This is a genomic window from Nostoc sp., from assembly GCF_036919615.1.
GTDB lineage: Bacteria > Cyanobacteriota > Cyanobacteriia > Cyanobacteriales > Nostocaceae > Nostoc.
Genome location: NZ_JBALCN010000033.1, coordinates 85,493 through 101,410 on the forward strand (window position 1 = coordinate 85,493; position 15,918 = coordinate 101,410).

Below are 15,918 nucleotides of genomic sequence, written 5' to 3' on the forward strand. Positions count from 1 at the left end.
CAAAAAAGTTATGAAATTTCCAAACGGCCCTCAAACTCCAGCAGTTTTACAGCTGCTGCACTGGATTGCTAATCCGATGTCATTTATGGAGGCTTGTGCCAAAAGCTATGGCGATATTTTTACAATCAGGTTAAAAAATCTTCCTCCTTTGGTGATGGTCAGCAACCCTCAAGCGTTACAGCAAATTTTGACAAATGATACCAAGGCATTGGAAGCACCTGGTGATCTGAATGATCTGCTTGAATCTTTAGTGGGCAAGCATTCTGTCATGACTCTCAGCGGCGCAGAACACCAGCGCCAACGCCAGCTGTTAATGCCTCCCTTTCATGGCGAAAGAATGCGAAACTATAGCCAAGTGATTACCGATGTTACCAAGAAAGTTATCAGCCAATACCAGATAGGCAAACCTTTCAATATTCGGTCTGCTACTCAAGCCATTACCCTGCGGGTGATTATGCAAGCTGTGTTTGGCCTACATGAAGGGCCTCGCGCTGAAAAACTACAGAATTTTTTGAGTGATATTTTAGAAAAGGGCAGTTCTCAGTTAAGTGTGGCTTTGCTTTATTTTCCAGCTTTGCAAAGGGATTTTGGCCCAATTAACTTCTGGGGAAAACAGATGCGCCGTCAGCAGGAAGCTGACCAACTCATCTACGAGGAAATTTGGGAACGTCGAAAACAACTAGATTCATCACGCACAGATATTCTCAGCTTACTCATGGCTGCCAGGGATGAAGCCGGTCAACCGATGACTGATCAAGAGTTGCGCGATGAATTGATGACTCTGTTAGCTGCTGGTCACGAAACCACAGCGACAGCCTTAGCATGGGCATTGTACTGGATTCACAAAATACCATCAGTGCACCAAAAGCTACTCCAAGAATTAGATAGCTTGGGCGATAACCCAGACCCCAGCATGGTTTTCAAATTACCTTATCTTAATGCTGTTTGTTCCGAGACATTGCGGATTTACCCAGTAGCTATGTTAACTTTTCCAAGGGTAGTAAGAACACCGTTATCACTAGGCGGTTATGAATTAGAGCCGGGTACAGTCCTACTTGGTTCCATTTATTTGACCCACCAACGGGAAGATATTTATCCAGAACCTAAGCAGTTTAAGCCAGAACGCTTTTTACAACGGCAATTTTCTGCCTATGAATTTTTGCCCTTTGGGGGTGGTGCTAGGCGTTGTATTGGTCTAGCATTTGCCCAGTTGGAAATGAAGCTAGCACTCGCTAAAATCCTTTCTAGCCTAGAATTAAAACTAGTTGACAATGGTGAAGTGCGACCTAAACGCCGTGGTTTGGTGACAGGGCCAAATCGTCCTATCCAGATGGTTGTCACTGGTCAACGTCAGGTGAAGTCTCCCATCTTACAGACAACCACTATTTAATACTGCGGGGGTTGATAGTTGCATTCAGCAAATTTTCAACTCCCATCTATAGCGTTTTTCAGTTGAGTCTAATAAAGACCTAACCCCCAACCCCTTTCCTTTGTAGCCTTGGAGAGTAAGATTCAAATCCTCTCTCCTAAAAGGCTACGGTGTACACATAAGTCTGAAAATAGCTGAAGGATGCAGATTTTACCGCACCCTAACCCTCCCCTTTATAAGGAGAGGGAGCCGGAAATCTCATTTCCCCCCAATATATCGGGGGGATTAAGGGGGGTGATACGACTTGTGTGTACACCGTAGCCTTTTAGGACAGAGGTAAAAGTCTATTGCATACAAACGAAAAACGCTATATATATTTAGACATATTTTAAAACTAATTCCTAATTAAAAGCGTTTGTAATCGGTGCTTAACGATGGTAGTCCTGTTTACAAATTACGAATTATGAATAACTGTAATCTTCCAAATTAACATATACCCCAATATAGATTCACTCTTTAGAAGTAGCCTTTACAGTAAATAGGAAGAGGACATTTATGAGATTAATAATTCATGCCTGATGATAATCGGTTGGAAGAGAAATTTCTATCCCAGGAAGCTGAAAAAAGAATATCCGAAAAGCTAGATGAAGCAGAAAAAATAGATATAGATGTCCAAACCGATTTGTTGAAAATAGTTCAGGGACAGGCGGATGGAGTTTCGGTTGCTGGTAAAGGATTAGTGATCAAAGAAGACATTCGCATACAGGAAATAAAACTGCAAACAGATAGTATTGCCATCAATCCCTTCAGCGCTCTTTTTGGTCAAATAGAACTCAATGAGGCTGTAAATGCCATTGCTCGGATTGTACTCACAGAAGTGGATATGAACCGCGCTTTGGCATCAGAATTTGTCAGCAGCCAGATGCAAAACTTTGATTTGGATGTAGATGGCGAGATTGTAAGTTTTGAGCCGCAAAAAATTCAAGTATTTTTACCTGGTGAAGGCAAAATTGACTGTAGGGGAAGATTGCTGTTAAAGGAAAAGGGAAATACTCGTCCTTTAGCTTACACTGCGCTGCTTCGCCCACGGACTAATTCACAACCCGCGATGCTGGAAAGTTTTAACTGCACTGAGGGAGGCGGGGTTTCAATAGAATTAGTTACAGCTTTAATGCAGAAAGCCAAAGAACTGATGAATCTACCATCTTTGAAATGGGAAGATATGGCGTTCAAGATTAAAGATATAAAAGTAGAAAAGGGTAGTTTGACACTTCTGGTAGAAACTCAAGTGAAGCAAATACCCTCATCAATAACTGAACTATCTCTTTAGTAGTATTGACACTAGTTAAGAATAATTTTTGTAACTAGGGAATGATGTAAATTTTTGAAAAGTTTTGTAAGCTTTTAAATAGCTACTTAATTTAAAAATGACAACTATGCAAGAGTATGATGTTGTGCTAATCGGTGCTGGGCACAATGGGCTAGTTTGTGCAGCTTATTTGCTAAAAGCTGGTTATAGCGTCCTGTTACTAGAAAAGCGTTCTGTTATCGGTGGTGCAGCAACAACTGAAGAATGTTTACCCCAAGAAGCTCCGGGATTTAAATTTAACTTGTGTGCTATTGACCATGAATTTATTCACTTGGGGCCAGTTGTTGAAGAATTAGAACTAGAAAAATACGGCTTGCATTATCTGGAATGTGATCCGGTTGTTTTCTGTCCTCATCCTGATGGCAAGTATTTCTTAGCACATAAGTCAGTGGAAAAAACTTGTGCAGAAATTGCTCGTTACAGTGAACGTGATGCCAAAAAATACGCCGAATTTGTAGACTTTTGGCAGCGATCGCTAGGTGCAATGATTCCCATGTTTAATGCACCGCCAAAGTCAGTTATAGATATCCTTGGTAACTACGACATCACCAAACTGAAAGATTTATTTTCTGTTATTGGTTCCCCAAACAAAACGCTGGACTTTATTCGTACAATGTTGACCAGCGCTGAGGATTTACTTAACGAGTGGTTTGATGAGGAATTTCTGAAAGCGCCACTAGCCAGACTAGCAGCAGAACTTGGTGCGCCACCATCGCAAAAAACCCTTGCTATTGGTGCAATTATGATGGCAATGCGTCACAATCCCGGAATGGCCAGACCTCGCGGCGGAACTGGCGCACTTGTGCAAGCTTTGGTGAATTTAGTCAAAAGTAAAGGTGGCGTTATTCTCGCAGATCAGCAGGTTGAAAAAGTTTTAATTGATGGTGGAAAAGCTGTAGGTGTGCGGGTTGCTGGTGGTAAAGAATATCGCGCGAAACACGGGGTTATTTCTAATATTGATGCCAAGCGGTTATTTTTGCAAATGACTGATAAAAGCGAAGTTGATGGAGCTGACCCAGATTTATGGGAAAGATTAGAACGCCGCATCGTTAACAATAACGAAACCATCCTCAAGATAGATTTGGCTTTAGACGAACCACTGCGCTTTCCATACCACGCCCACAAAGACGAATATCTCGTTGGTTCCATCTTAATTGCCGATTCCGTGGCTCATGTAGAACAGGCTCATAGCAAATGTACCTTGGGAGAGATTCCTGATGCTGACCCATCGATGTATTTGGTAATGCCTAGCTATTTAGACCCCACATTAGCACCACCAGGTAAGCATACCGTATGGATTGAGTTTTTTGCCCCTTATCAAATTGCGGGTGCAGAAGGTACTGGTTTAAAAGGTACTGGTTGGACAGATGAATTGAAAAACAAAGTTGCAGATCGGGTGATTGATAAATTGGCAGACTATGCACCAAATGTCAAGGATGCAACTATCGCTCGTCGTGTAGAAAGTCCAGCAGAACTAGGAGAAAGATTAGGTGCGTACAAAGGGAATTATTACCATGTTGACATGACTTTAGATCAGATGATATTTTTCCGTCCCTTGCCAGAAATAGCGAACTACAAAACACCAATTGATAATCTATTTTTGACTGGTGCCGGAACTCATCCAGGTGGTTCGATTTCGGGAATGCCAGGACGCAATTGTGCCCGTGCATTTTTGCAAGCAAAACATCCTATTAGCCAAACTTTGAAGGATGCAAGAGATTCGATTAAGTCTACTGTCGAGTCAGTGTTTGGCATTAGTTAGGCATTGTAAAGTTAAAGCCTATTATCTGTTTTGTGCTTTTGTGTCTTCCTGCTGAAAATATAATTTTGGTATCATGAAGATACAAAAGTATTAGATCAATTCCGGTTGAACACTTATCATTAGGGCTGACACGGGGACACGGGTACACGGAGAGTTTTTTTGACAAGTAATTAGACGGACATGATATTAGGTATAACGCCCAACACTTTTTAAATAAGATTCCTCCATTTACTCCCCTTTATAAAGAGGGTAAATGGAGGGATCTTTAACCTTTAATTTTACTGAATTGATTTGGTCAGTTTTAAAATAACATAGCTATCAAAGCTCTCTCGTAACATTCAATATTCATTATTTTGTGATTTGCATTCCAAAACGCAAATCTACCAAGTGTGATAATGCCTAATGCTACGATAACAGAAGCATGAAAGCGTGAATACAAAACTCCTCATTTCTCCTCGAGAACTCACGTCTCTGTTAGCAGAAAATTCATCACAGACCGTCATTATCGATACGCGAAGTCCAGAAGATTATAGTATCTCTCATATTCCTCAATCCATAAATATTAGAGATTTTTTCACCTATCTTTTAGAGAATTCTTACCCAGCAGGATTAAAGAAATTGCAAGAGGATTTTGCAGAAATTATCAGCAGGGTAGGAATATCTGGTGCAGAATGGTTAATTGTTTATGAAGATACTTTAAATAAAGGTTATGGTCAATCTTGTCGAGCAGCTTTCTTACTGAAGTATTTGGGTTGCGCTCAGGTATCTATCTTACACGGAGGATATAGAGCATGGCAGACAGCGGGATTACCTACTACCAATGAAGTCCCTAAACGTAAAAGCAGCATATTTAGATTGCATCCCAACACTGACATGATGGTGACTACTGCCGAGATGTTGCAAGCAATTGACAATCCAGCAATTATAAAATTAGATGTGCGCGATCGCAACGAATGGCTTGGGCTGAGTTCTTCTCCCTACACTGTTGATTTTTGTCCTCGCAAAGGTAGAATCCCTAATGCTGTATGGCTAGAATGGCATCGGATGATGACATCTGAATCGGAAATCTCCATGTTCCGCTCAAAAACGGAAATCTTAGAAATTTGTCAATCTGTAGGTATTACTGAAGACTCTATTGTGTACGTTTACTGTTTTAAAGGTTCTAGGGCGGCGAATACTCTGATTGCTCTGCAAATAGCAGGAATTTCCGCCAGAAATTATTTTGGATCTTGGAATGAATGGTCTCGCGACTTTTCATTACCCGTTGATAGCAGAGTAATGTGAAGAAGGCAGTTCTTGCTGGAGGTTGCAACGAGTGTGTAAGCTTCAGATAGTTAGGGATCGCACCCTCGTTAATTAAAAGGGAAATTACCAAATGCGGGCGATGTCTACGACAGGCTACGCCTACGCTACCTATATTGCAACACAAATAATCATTCTTTGAGTGAGATCGGCTCTAAGAGGATGTTTGAAAAGTCTCCTTGTCGGTATCAAAACGTTCTAGATCCCTCTAAATCCCCCTTTTTAAGGGGGACTTTGATTCCGGTTCCCCCCTTTTTAAGGGGAGCCAGCGCGGTCTTGGGGGGTTCCCCCATGAGCGACTGGCATGGGCTAGGGGGGATCTATAAGTGCTTAAAATCACAGCTAAACACTTTTCAAACATCCTCTAAGCAATTGCTTTATGTGTATTTAATATGATAATGTAACATCCAGTTAATTTTTAGAAGCTTCTATACATTGTCAAAAAATTTATTTATCAAAATATATCTAAGTAAGTAAATTAATGGGTAAAAACTAGTGTATTTTAATAATACTCAAAAAAAACAACTTTTAAGATCATCTTTATCAGTTTTGTAGGTACAGCATGGTTTTTCAGCGCTGCTTCATTGCATCTGGCTTAATAGTTTTCTTTGCATTTGGCTGTAGTGGTGGGGCAAACTCATCAACAGAAAATACTACACAAGTTGTGCAAGAAAGTAATGTAACCCAACTTTTGATAGAAGCGAAGGCTACGCAAAAAGCAGAAGATTTATTTCATCAAGGCAATTATTTATTAGATGGACAACGTTACGAAGATGCAATAAAAGCATACGATGAAGCGATCGCCATCAAAGTTGAGAGTTCTGAAGCTTGGATTAACCGTGGCATAGCCTTAACATCGTTGCAACGCTACAAAGACGCTCTTGTATCTTACGACAAAGCGATCGCCATCAAACCCGACAAATATGAAGCTTGGTATAATCGTGGTATAGCCTTAACATCGTTGCAACGCTATAAAGACGCTATTGCATCTTACGACAAAGCGATCGCCATTAAACCCGACAAATATGAAGCTTTAATTAACCGCGGCATAGCTCTGACAAAGTTGCACCGCTACCAAGATGCTATTGCATCTTATGATAAAGCGATCGCCATCAAGCAAGATTTGCACCAAGTATATTACAACAAAGCTTGCTGTTATGCTTTACAAAGCAATCTCGGATTAGCAATTGAGAATTTAGATAAAGCAATCGAGCTTGTTCCTGATAAATACAAGAAGTTAGCAAAAACTGACCCCGACTTTAGCAAAGTGCGTAGTAAAAAACAGTTTCAGGAATTACTTCAATAGTATTTTATAACCAACACTCAATGTGAAATATAAGCTTGCTATAATAAAATTTTTTTTATTGAGCGGTTTACGATTAGACATGAAAAAATTGTTAATCACTGGAGCAAGTGGTTTTTTAGGATGGCATCTTTGCCAGCTTACAAAACAAGAATGGGAAGTTTTTGGCACTTATTTTTCCCATCCTTTAGAGATTCCTGGCATCAAAATGCTAAAAGCGAACTTAACAAATTTTCAGGAATTGAAACGTATCTTTAATGATGTCAAACCAGCAGCAGTAATTCATACTGCTGCCCATTCGCAACCAAATTTTTGTCAAACTTATCCTAAAGAATCACACGCAATTAACGTTATAGCATCCGGCAATATTGCCGGACTTTGTGCAGATAATTCTATTCCTTGTGCTTTTACCTCAACCGACTTAGTTTTTGATGGCTTAAATGCCCCCTATCGAGAAACAGACGCCGTGTGTCCTGTCAATCTTTACGGTGAGCAAAAAGCGATCGCAGAAGCAGATATGCTAGAAAGATATCCGATGACCGCAGTGTGTCGAATGCCCTTGATGTTTGGTGCAGCAACACCTACAGCAAAAAGTTTCATTCAGCCATTTATTCAAACTTTACAAGCCGAAGAAGAACTAAGTTTATTTATAGATGAATTTCGTACACCAGTAAGTGGAACAACTGCCGTCAAAGGACTTTTATTAGCATTGGAAAAAGTTAACGGCATAATTCACTTAGGTGGAAAAGAGCGGATTTCACGTTATGATTTTGGACAGTTATTAGTTGAGGTATTTCAACTTCCCGCTACCAAGCTTAAATCCTGCCGACAACATGATGTGAAAATGGCAGCACCTAGACCAGCAGATGTTTCTTTGGATAGTTCCAAAGCTTTTGCATTGGGGTATCAGCCTTTATCTTTACGAAAAGAATTGGAGGAGTTAGGAGTATTAATTCCTAACTCCTAACTCCTAACTCTTGACTCCTAACTCTTGACTTTGTATTTAATAAGCATCCATTGGCAGACAAGAACAAACAAAATTCCTATCACCAAAGGCTGAATCAATGCGGCCGACAGTCGGCCAGAATTTATGTTCACGAGTCCAAGGCGCAGGATAAGCAGCTTGTTCACGAGAATAAGGATGATGCCATTCTCCGGTGATGAGACTTTCGGCAGTGTGGGGTGCGTTTTTCAAAACATTATCTTGAGCATCCATCTTGCCAACTTCTATTTCAGCAATTTCTTGGCGAATAGAAATCAACGCATCGCAGAAACGATCTAACTCTTGTTTAGATTCACTTTCTGTAGGTTCTACCATGATTGTACCCCCTACAGGCCAGGAGACAGTTGGCGCATGGAAACCATAATCCATCAGACGCTTGGCAACATCATCGATTTCGATCGCAGCTGATTTTTTAAGCGATCGTAAATCTAAAATACATTCATGGGCAACTAGACCATTTTTCCCCTGATACAAAACTGGATAGTACGATTCCAGTTTCTTAGCGATGTAGTTAGCGTTGAGAATCGCTACCTTAGTTGCTTGGGTTAAACCTGCTGCACCCATCATCGCAATGTACATCCAAGAAATTACCAAGATACTAGCACTACCCCAAGGCGCAGCAGCAACCGCACCAATTTGTAAGTGCTGAGTAGAGTTGTCGATAGTGACAACAGGATGTCCAGGCAAAAATGGCACGAGATGAGAGGCAACGCCAATCGGCCCCATACCAGGGCCACCGCCACCATGAGGAATACAGAAAGTTTTGTGCAGATTCAAGTGACAAACATCCGCGCCAATATCTCCAGGACGGCAAATCCCTACTTGGGCGTTCATATTTGCCCCATCCATGTAAACTTGTCCACCGTGACTATGGACAACAGCGCAGATTTCCTGAATTGACTCCTCAAAGACACCGTGAGTTGAGGGATATGTCACCATTAAGGCGGCTAATTCATTGCTGTGTTTTTTTGCCTTAGCCTTCAGGTCATCAACGTCAATATTACCTTGTAAGTCACAGGCAACTGCCACTACCTTCATTCCGCACATCACTGCACTTGCTGGGTTTGTCCCATGTGCCGAAGTGGGAATCAAACAAATATTACGGTGTGCTTCACCCCGACTTTCGTGATACTGACGAATTACTAAAAGTCCAGCATACTCGCCCTGAGAACCAGCATTTGGTTGCAAAGAAATTCCCGTAAACCCGGTAATTTCAGCTAACCATGTCTCAAGTTGCTCAAACAGGATTTGATAACCCTGAGTTTGCAACGAGGGGGCAAATGGATGAATCTTGCCAAATTCTTCCCAAGTTACCGGAATCATCTCAGCTGTCGCATTCAACTTCATTGTGCATGACCCCAAAGGAATCATCGATGTTGTTAGCGACAAGTCCTTGCTTTCTAGCTTGTGCAGATAGCGTAACAACTCAGTTTCTGAGTGATAACGGTTAAAGACTGGGTGAGTGAGATATGTACTTGTACGGGAGAGAGGGAAATGGGGAAGAGAGGCAGAAGTTAATTCTTCTAGGGTAAAAGGTAAATTATCTGTACCAGCGAAAATCTGCCACAGGTCGATTAAGTCTTCAGGTCTAGTTGTCTCGTCCAACGAGATACCGACAGCAGTTGCATCAAAAACCCGCAAGTTAATTTGAAGCTGTTCGGCATTTGCCAGAATATCTTTTAAATTGTGTGTTCCTAGTTCTACTCGCAGCGTATCAAAGAAAGATTCTGAAACGACGCTGTAACCCAAACGCTTCAGTCCTTGTGCCAGTAACACCGTCAAGGAGTGGATATTTTCAGCAATTTGCTTTAGTCCAGTAGGGCCATGATAGACTGCGTACATACTTGCCATCACTGCCAGCAGCACCTGTGCAGTACAGATATTACTAGTAGCTTTTTCGCGGCGGATATGCTGTTCACGGGTTTGCAAGGCGAGACGCAATGCAGGCTTACCTTGGGCATCTTTTGATACTCCCACAATTCGCCCTGGAAGCAGCCGCTTATGCTCTTCCTTCGTAGCAAAGTATGCCGCGTGAGGCCCCCCAAACCCCAACGGAATACCGAACCGCTGGGTGCTACCGACAGCAATATCAGCGCCAAATTCCCCAGGAGGGGTCAGCAAAGTTAAACTTAAGGGATCTGCTGCTACCGTCACCAATGCACCCTTAGCATGGGCTTTTTCTATAAAAGCGCGGTAGTTGTAAATGGTGCCATCACTTGCAGGGTATTGCAGAACAGCCCCAAAAATTGGTTGATCAAAATCAAATGTTTGATGATCGCCGACAATGATCTTAATTCCTAATGGTTTAGCACGTGTTTGCAACACATCGATGGTTTGGGGATGGCAGTCACCAGAGACAAAATAGGCATTTGCCTGATTTTTACAAACACCATAGCTTAGGCTCATCGCTTCAGCTGCTGCTGTGGCTTCATCAAGTAAGGAGGCATTGGCGATTTCCAAACCTGTGAGGTCGATAATCAGGGTTTGAAAATTCAGCAGTGCTTCTAGTCGCCCTTGGGCAATTTCTGGCTGATAAGGAGTGTAGGCAGTATACCAACCGGGGTTTTCTAGGATGTTGCGCCCAATTACAGGTGGGGTAATACTGTCGTAATATCCCATACCAATGAATGAGCGGAAAACCTGATTTTTGGCAGCAACTTTTTTTAACCATGCCAGTGCTGCGTACTCACTTTCTGCTTCTGGTAATTTTAGCGGTTCGTTCAGCCGAATTGCCTGTGGGACTGTTTGATCTATTAGGGCATCCAGGCTGGGAAACCCCAAAACCTTAAGCATTTGCTGCATGTCATCAGAGTTAGGGCCAATGTGTCTTGGCGCAAAACTACTTAACTTTTGACCTCTTTCGTCCAGCACTTGCTGCTGATCAGATTTGAGAATAGGGGCGTGTGATACCACAAATTACTCTCCAGATGGTACTATTTCATATTTTGCAACAAATACTCATGAGAAGTAAGTGTAATTTTTCTGATCATCTAAATTTCATGACTTATTTTCAGGTGGAATAGCAGATGGGGGAGACAAGGGAGAAAATTTTACCTTGTCCCCCTTGTCCCCCTCATCCTCCATTCCCTAGTCCCCTTCCACCTGGGCGCGATACTCATCTGCTGTCAAGGCATCCTCAACTTCGCCAGGGTCATTGACGCGCACTTTCAAAAACCACCCTTCCCCGTAAGGGTCTTCTGTTACTTGTTCGGGAGAATTAATTAAGGCTTCATTGCGTTCTATAACTGTGCCTGTGACTGGTGAATTCAGTTCTTCAACCGCTTTCACTGATTCAATTGTGCCAAAGTTTTCTCCCCTGCTAAGAGCGTCGCCAATTTCTGGCAGTTCCAAAAAGACGATATCACCCAATTCATGCACGGCAAATTCAGTAATGCCAATGGTGGCAATTTCACCATCTATTCGCACGTATTCATGAGAATCCAGGTATCTGAAATCTTGAGGATATTCAAAAGACATATCACTTCCTCTCCCTTATCAAAAAAATTATTGCCTCAACAGTCATCCAAGCCATGTCTGGTAATGAACCTGACTGTAGATTGAGTAACTTACAACACATTATTCCTCAAAAACCTCGGCGCTTATCAGTTGGCGACACGATTTTTTAACCGATAAAAAGGACGTTTAACTACAACTGCTGGATAAGCTTTGCCGCGAATTTCGACTTCTAGCTGCTGACTGACAGTTGCTAACTGGGTGGGAACGTAGGCTAAGGCAATGGGATAACCAAGTGTGGGCGATATAGTGCCACTGGTAACTTCTCCCACAATTTTACCTGCGGATAACACTTGATAGCCGTGACGGGCAATGTTGCGTCCTTGGGTTTGTAAACCTACCAATCGGCGCTGCACTCCAACGGCTTTTTGCTGTGCCAAAACTTCCCGACCAATAAAATCGCCTTTGGTATCTAAGTGAACTAGCCACCCCAATCCTGCTTCTAAGGGTGTGGTGGTGTCATCGATATCTTGTCCGTAAAGTGCCATTGCCGCTTCTAGCCGCAGGGTATCTCTTGCACCGAGTCCACAGGGAATAACACCAGCATTATGGAGACTTCGCCACAATTCTACTCCCACATCCGGATCTACCATTACCTCAAAGCCATCTTCTCCGGTGTAACCTGTGCGGGCCAGGAAGGCAGGTTTACCTAGTAGCGTTGCTTCTAAATGTCCGAAGGCTTTGATTGGTTGTAAGTCTTCTTGCACTAATGGCTGGAGATATTTAATCGCTTTTGGCCCTTGCACGGCGATTAAGGCTTTTTCTGGTGAAAGGTCTTGGAATTGCACTTTATCCAAGTCAAGGTGTTGCAATAGCCATGCTTTATCTTTACTGGAGGTGGCCGCATTGACTATGATGAATGCCCTCTGTGTGCCAGTGGCATCTTCACCTTGGTAATAGACAATGATGTCGTCAATAATTCCGGCTTGGGGATTTAACAATACGGTGTATTGTGCTTGACCAGATTGTAAACGACTCAAGTCTGAAGGCACTAGAGGCTGGAGTTGGGAAATCAGGTTTTTACCTTGGAGGGTAAATTTGCCCATGTGGGAAATATCGAACATTCCGGCTGTATTTCTTACAGCCTCGTGTTCACGGCTAATGCCACTAAATTGCACAGGCATTTCCCAGCCGCCAAAGCTGGTAAGGCGGGCTTTGAGTTCTACACCCAGTTGATATAAAGGGGTTCGCGCCAGAGATTGGGCGTTTTCTTCTTGATTAGCCACAGATAATTATTATGCGATCGCACCTCAACATCTATCATCCTACGAGATGCTTTCCGGTTTTACAGTCTTGTGTATCGTAATTGGGACATTAGGCATTGGCCAAACAGGGCATGGTTATTTTCCTTGTCCCTCTTGTTCCCCTTGTCCCCTTTGTTCTCTTCTGTAAGCTTTAATAGTTAATGGTGGAAGTGTTGAGATTTATTAAGAAGACATTATGAAATATTGGCGACTACTAGCTAGCTTTCTCTTAGCTATGGTTCTTTTTTTGTTTCCCCTATCGGCGCAAGCTGCAAGTTCTTCCAGTATTACCCGTTCTGTGGGTAATGATGAACTTAAAGGCAAGGATTACTCTGGTCAAAGTTTAATTGGCACTGAGTTTACCAATCTGAAATTAAAGAATGCTAATTTCAGCAATGCTGACTTACGTGGTGGTGTGTTTAACGGTACCCTATTGCAGGGAGTAAATCTACATGGTGCTAATTTTAGTGAAGGCATAGCCTATCTAACAAGATTTAAAGATGCTGATTTAAGTGATGCTGTGTTGACTGATGCAATGATGCTACGTTCTACTTTTGATGGCGTAGATATCACAGGTGCTGATTTTACAAATGCAATTTTAGATGGGACGCAAGTGAAAAAACTTTGTGTTAATGCAAGTGGTGTGAATTCTAAAACTGCTGTGGATACTCGCAAGTCTTTAGGATGTAAGTAGACCTCACCGAATTTTAGATTTTAGATTTTGGAAAATGGAATTGAATAAGACTTGCGTTCCATTATTTAATGCATGTTTGAGACTTGCGAATTTAAACGCGAGAATAATTCTATTATCTAAAATCAAAAATTAATTGACTTTTCAAGTGACTTGATTACTGGGGTCAATCTAAAATCTAAAATCCAAAATTTCTTGACCCCTTCTTTGCTGGTGGAGAGGGGGATATTTTTTTAAGTAATCTTTGGAAAAAGGGGAATTCAACCCAAAAATTACGTTAGCGCAGCGGTAGCGAGTCTGCAAGCGTCATTACGAATTACGAATTACGAATTACGAATTACGAATTACGCGCAGCGATCGCTAGTGATATGCTTCTCTTAAAAAGCTAGCATAATTGGCCCGAACCGTCATAGTAGTTGGATGACTTACACCTAAAGTCCGTTCACAAATTGTTAAAGCTTGCTCAAACAAGGGTTTGGCTTTCCTGTAGCGTCCTCTATAACGGTAGAGTGCTGCTAGATTGTTCAGACTAATAGCGACATCGGGATGGTTATCTCCCAGCAGGTGTTTACTCAGTTCTAAAGCTTGCTTATACAAGGGTTCGGCTTCGCTATAGCGTCCTGTAGATTCGTAGAGTTGGGCTAAATTGTTCAGGCTAGTGGCAACATCAATATGTTCTTCTCCCAGCAGGCGTTTTCTCAGTTTTAAAGCTTGCTTAAGTAAGGGTTCGGCTTCACTGTAGCGTCTTGTATAACAGTACAATGCTGCTAAATTGTTCAGGCTAGTGGCGACATGGGGATGTTCTTCTCCCACTAGGCGTTTCCACAGTTTTAAAGCTTGCTGATACAAAGGTTCGGCTTCGTTATAGCGTCCTGTAGATTCGTAGAGTAATGCTAAATAGCTCAAGCTAGTGGCAACATCGCTATGTTCTTCTCCCAGCAGACGTTTCTGGAGTTCTAAAGCTTGCTCAAGTAAGGGTTCGGCTTCCTTGTAGCGTCCTGTAGATTCGTAGAGTAATGCTAAATTATTCAGGCTAGTGGCGACATCAAGATGGTTGTCTCCCAGCAGACGTTTTCTGAGTTCTAAAGCTTGCTGATACAAAGGTTCAGCTTTGCTGTAACGTCCTGTAGATTCGTAGAGTCCTGCTAAATTGTTTAGACTAGCAGCGATATAGGAATGTTCTAAACCAAGACGATTTTGAGTCAGTTCTACGCACTGTTGCAACCAAGTTTCTGCTTGCTGATAAAGTCCTTGACCTTTATAAAACCAGGCTAATTTGGTAAACAGAGTGATTAGATTTTCATCGCCCAGATATTCGGATAGGTGGGTTGCAACTTCTGTAATGTGCGGGATATGTGGAGTGAGGTTGAGAATATCTTCAGGATTAGGCTGTTGCGGAATTAGCTTTGCTATCTCTAACATCATCGCTGCAAATTTAGTTTTTGCTTCATCCACCTCACTTGACTTATCCAACTTCATTTGGAAAAATTGCCGAATCAGTGGATTTAGATGATAAATTCCTTTACTTTGCCATTGTAGCAAATGCAATTCCAATAAATCGGCTATGGCTTTCTCATTGAGTTGTTGTTTTTTGTTATCTTCTATCGTCTCAACAGATAAGGGAATGTCAGCTAAGGCACACAAACTTAGCAAACAGCCAAAGCTTTGTGCATTCTCATCTAGCTGTTCCCAACTCAATTCAAAAGCTTCAGCTACACCGTATTCATAAGCCATCAATGAGTTAGCATTGACTACTAATTCATGTTCCAATCGCTTTTTCTCTAGCCGGATCAGCAGTGTTTCCAGAGATAAATCTGGCATTTTATCCAGATATCGCCCCACTAACTCTAACGCTAAAGGTAAATATCCCAAAAATTTACAAATTCTTCTCGCAACCCAAGCTTCTTGTTGCAGTCGTTCCCGAACCACCAGCGATTTTAATAATTTCATCGCCGCTAATGGTTTGAGAACATCCGATTCGCTATTATATTTCGCGCTCAGATAAGTTTGTAACTTTTCTAGTTTGCCTCGACTGCTGGAAATAGCTAACTCAGGATAATTCTGAGCAAACTTGCCATATACCTCCCTCATCCACTTTCTAAAAGCAGCAACATCAACGTTTAATTCCCTCGCAAGTTTAGCTTCACTTTTACTTAAGTTTTCAGTGTTTTCAGTATTAAAATATTTTAAAAAAGCTGCCGTTTGCTTTAGAGATAAGCCATGAGTAGCAGCTTCTTTGGCTAGAAAATTAGCCCATTGCATAAACAGTTATGATATTTATTTTTAATTCTACTTCGTCTCCATTTGGAAAGCTCCTCTCTTTGGGATAGAAACACCATTTGCATAGAAACATTTAAAAGCA

Annotated in this window: 11 protein-coding genes; 7 read left to right on the forward strand and 4 right to left on the reverse strand. The window is 41.9% G+C overall.

Annotation, left to right across the window (positions count from 1 at the left end; all coding sequences use genetic code 11):
• Nucleotides 1-10 precede the first annotated feature (10 nt).
• The 6 genes from V7K48_RS11015 (at nt 11) to V7K48_RS11040 (ending at nt 8,072) form a co-directional block, all read left to right on the forward strand.
• A complete protein-coding gene (locus tag V7K48_RS11015) occupies nt 11-1,390 on the forward strand; it encodes a cytochrome P450 (protein WP_335072288.1) in 1,380 nt (459 codons plus the stop codon).
• A 550-nt stretch (nt 1,391-1,940) separates the two neighbouring features.
• Nucleotides 1,941-2,699, forward strand: coding sequence for an LmeA family phospholipid-binding protein (locus V7K48_RS11020; RefSeq protein ID WP_335072290.1), 759 nt, complete (start codon nt 1,941-1,943; stop codon nt 2,697-2,699).
• 106 nt (nt 2,700-2,805) lie between these two features.
• Nucleotides 2,806-4,500, forward strand: a complete 1,695-nt coding sequence (gene crtO, locus V7K48_RS11025; protein WP_335072328.1) for a beta-carotene ketolase CrtO — start codon at nt 2,806-2,808, stop codon at nt 4,498-4,500.
• A gap of 429 nt (nt 4,501-4,929) precedes the next feature.
• Nucleotides 4,930-5,784 (forward strand): sulfurtransferase, encoded by an 855-nt coding sequence (locus tag V7K48_RS11030; protein WP_335072292.1) that lies wholly within the window; start codon nt 4,930-4,932, stop codon nt 5,782-5,784.
• Between the two features lie 580 nt (nt 5,785-6,364).
• Nucleotides 6,365-7,108 carry a tetratricopeptide repeat protein gene (locus tag V7K48_RS11035; protein ID WP_335072294.1) on the forward strand — a complete coding sequence of 248 codons (744 nt, stop codon included), beginning with the start codon at nt 6,365-6,367 and terminating at the stop codon, nt 7,106-7,108.
• 79 nt (nt 7,109-7,187) lie between these two features.
• Complete coding sequence (locus V7K48_RS11040; protein WP_335072296.1) at nt 7,188-8,072, forward strand: SDR family oxidoreductase; 885 nt, start codon at nt 7,188-7,190, stop codon at nt 8,070-8,072.
• A gap of 36 nt (nt 8,073-8,108) precedes the next feature.
• Here V7K48_RS11040 and gcvP read toward each other — a convergent pair whose 3' ends face one another.
• From gcvP to gcvT, 3 genes are all read right to left on the reverse strand, one after another.
• Nucleotides 8,109-11,021, reverse strand: coding sequence for an aminomethyl-transferring glycine dehydrogenase (gcvP, locus tag V7K48_RS11045; protein WP_335072298.1), 2,913 nt, complete (start codon nt 11,019-11,021; stop codon nt 8,109-8,111).
• 174 nt (nt 11,022-11,195) lie between these two features.
• A complete protein-coding gene (gene gcvH, locus V7K48_RS11050) occupies nt 11,196-11,585 on the reverse strand; it encodes a glycine cleavage system protein GcvH (protein ID WP_334814481.1) in 390 nt (129 codons plus the stop codon).
• Nucleotides 11,586-11,710: 125 nt separating this feature from the next.
• The gene (gene gcvT / locus V7K48_RS11055; protein WP_335072300.1) at nt 11,711-12,847 is read right to left on the reverse strand and encodes a glycine cleavage system aminomethyltransferase GcvT; all 1,137 of its coding nucleotides are present in this window, start codon (nt 12,845-12,847) and stop codon (nt 11,711-11,713) included.
• Nucleotides 12,848-13,061: 214 nt separating this feature from the next.
• Here gcvT and V7K48_RS11060 point away from each other — a divergent pair, with 214 nt between their 5' ends.
• Nucleotides 13,062-13,559, forward strand: coding sequence for a pentapeptide repeat-containing protein (locus V7K48_RS11060; protein ID WP_335072302.1), 498 nt, complete (start codon nt 13,062-13,064; stop codon nt 13,557-13,559).
• 357 nt (nt 13,560-13,916) lie between these two features.
• On the opposite strand, the gene V7K48_RS11065 is transcribed toward V7K48_RS11060, so the two are convergent.
• Nucleotides 13,917-15,818, reverse strand: a complete 1,902-nt coding sequence (locus V7K48_RS11065) for a tetratricopeptide repeat protein (protein ID WP_335072304.1) — start codon at nt 15,816-15,818, stop codon at nt 13,917-13,919.
• Nucleotides 15,819-15,918 lie beyond the last annotated feature (100 nt).

What these genes read in the sequence shown, in the direction of transcription:
- crtO (WP_335072328.1), top strand. Translation starts at nt 2,806, where the DNA reads ATGCAAGAGTATGATGTTGTGCTAATCGGTGCTGGGCACAATGGGCTA.
- V7K48_RS11060 (WP_335072302.1), top strand. Translation starts at nt 13,062, where the DNA reads ATGAAATATTGGCGACTACTAGCTAGCTTTCTCTTAGCTATGGTTCTT.
- V7K48_RS11065 (WP_335072304.1), bottom strand. Translation starts at nt 15,818, where the DNA reads ATGCAATGGGCTAATTTTCTAGCCAAAGAAGCTGCTACTCATGGCTTA.
- V7K48_RS11020 (WP_335072290.1), top strand. Translation starts at nt 1,941, where the DNA reads ATGCCTGATGATAATCGGTTGGAAGAGAAATTTCTATCCCAGGAAGCT.
- V7K48_RS11040 (WP_335072296.1), top strand. Translation starts at nt 7,188, where the DNA reads ATGAAAAAATTGTTAATCACTGGAGCAAGTGGTTTTTTAGGATGGCAT.
- V7K48_RS11015 (WP_335072288.1), top strand. Translation starts at nt 11, where the DNA reads ATGAAATTTCCAAACGGCCCTCAAACTCCAGCAGTTTTACAGCTGCTG.
- V7K48_RS11035 (WP_335072294.1), top strand. Translation starts at nt 6,365, where the DNA reads ATGGTTTTTCAGCGCTGCTTCATTGCATCTGGCTTAATAGTTTTCTTT.
- gcvH (WP_334814481.1), bottom strand. Translation starts at nt 11,585, where the DNA reads ATGTCTTTTGAATATCCTCAAGATTTCAGATACCTGGATTCTCATGAA.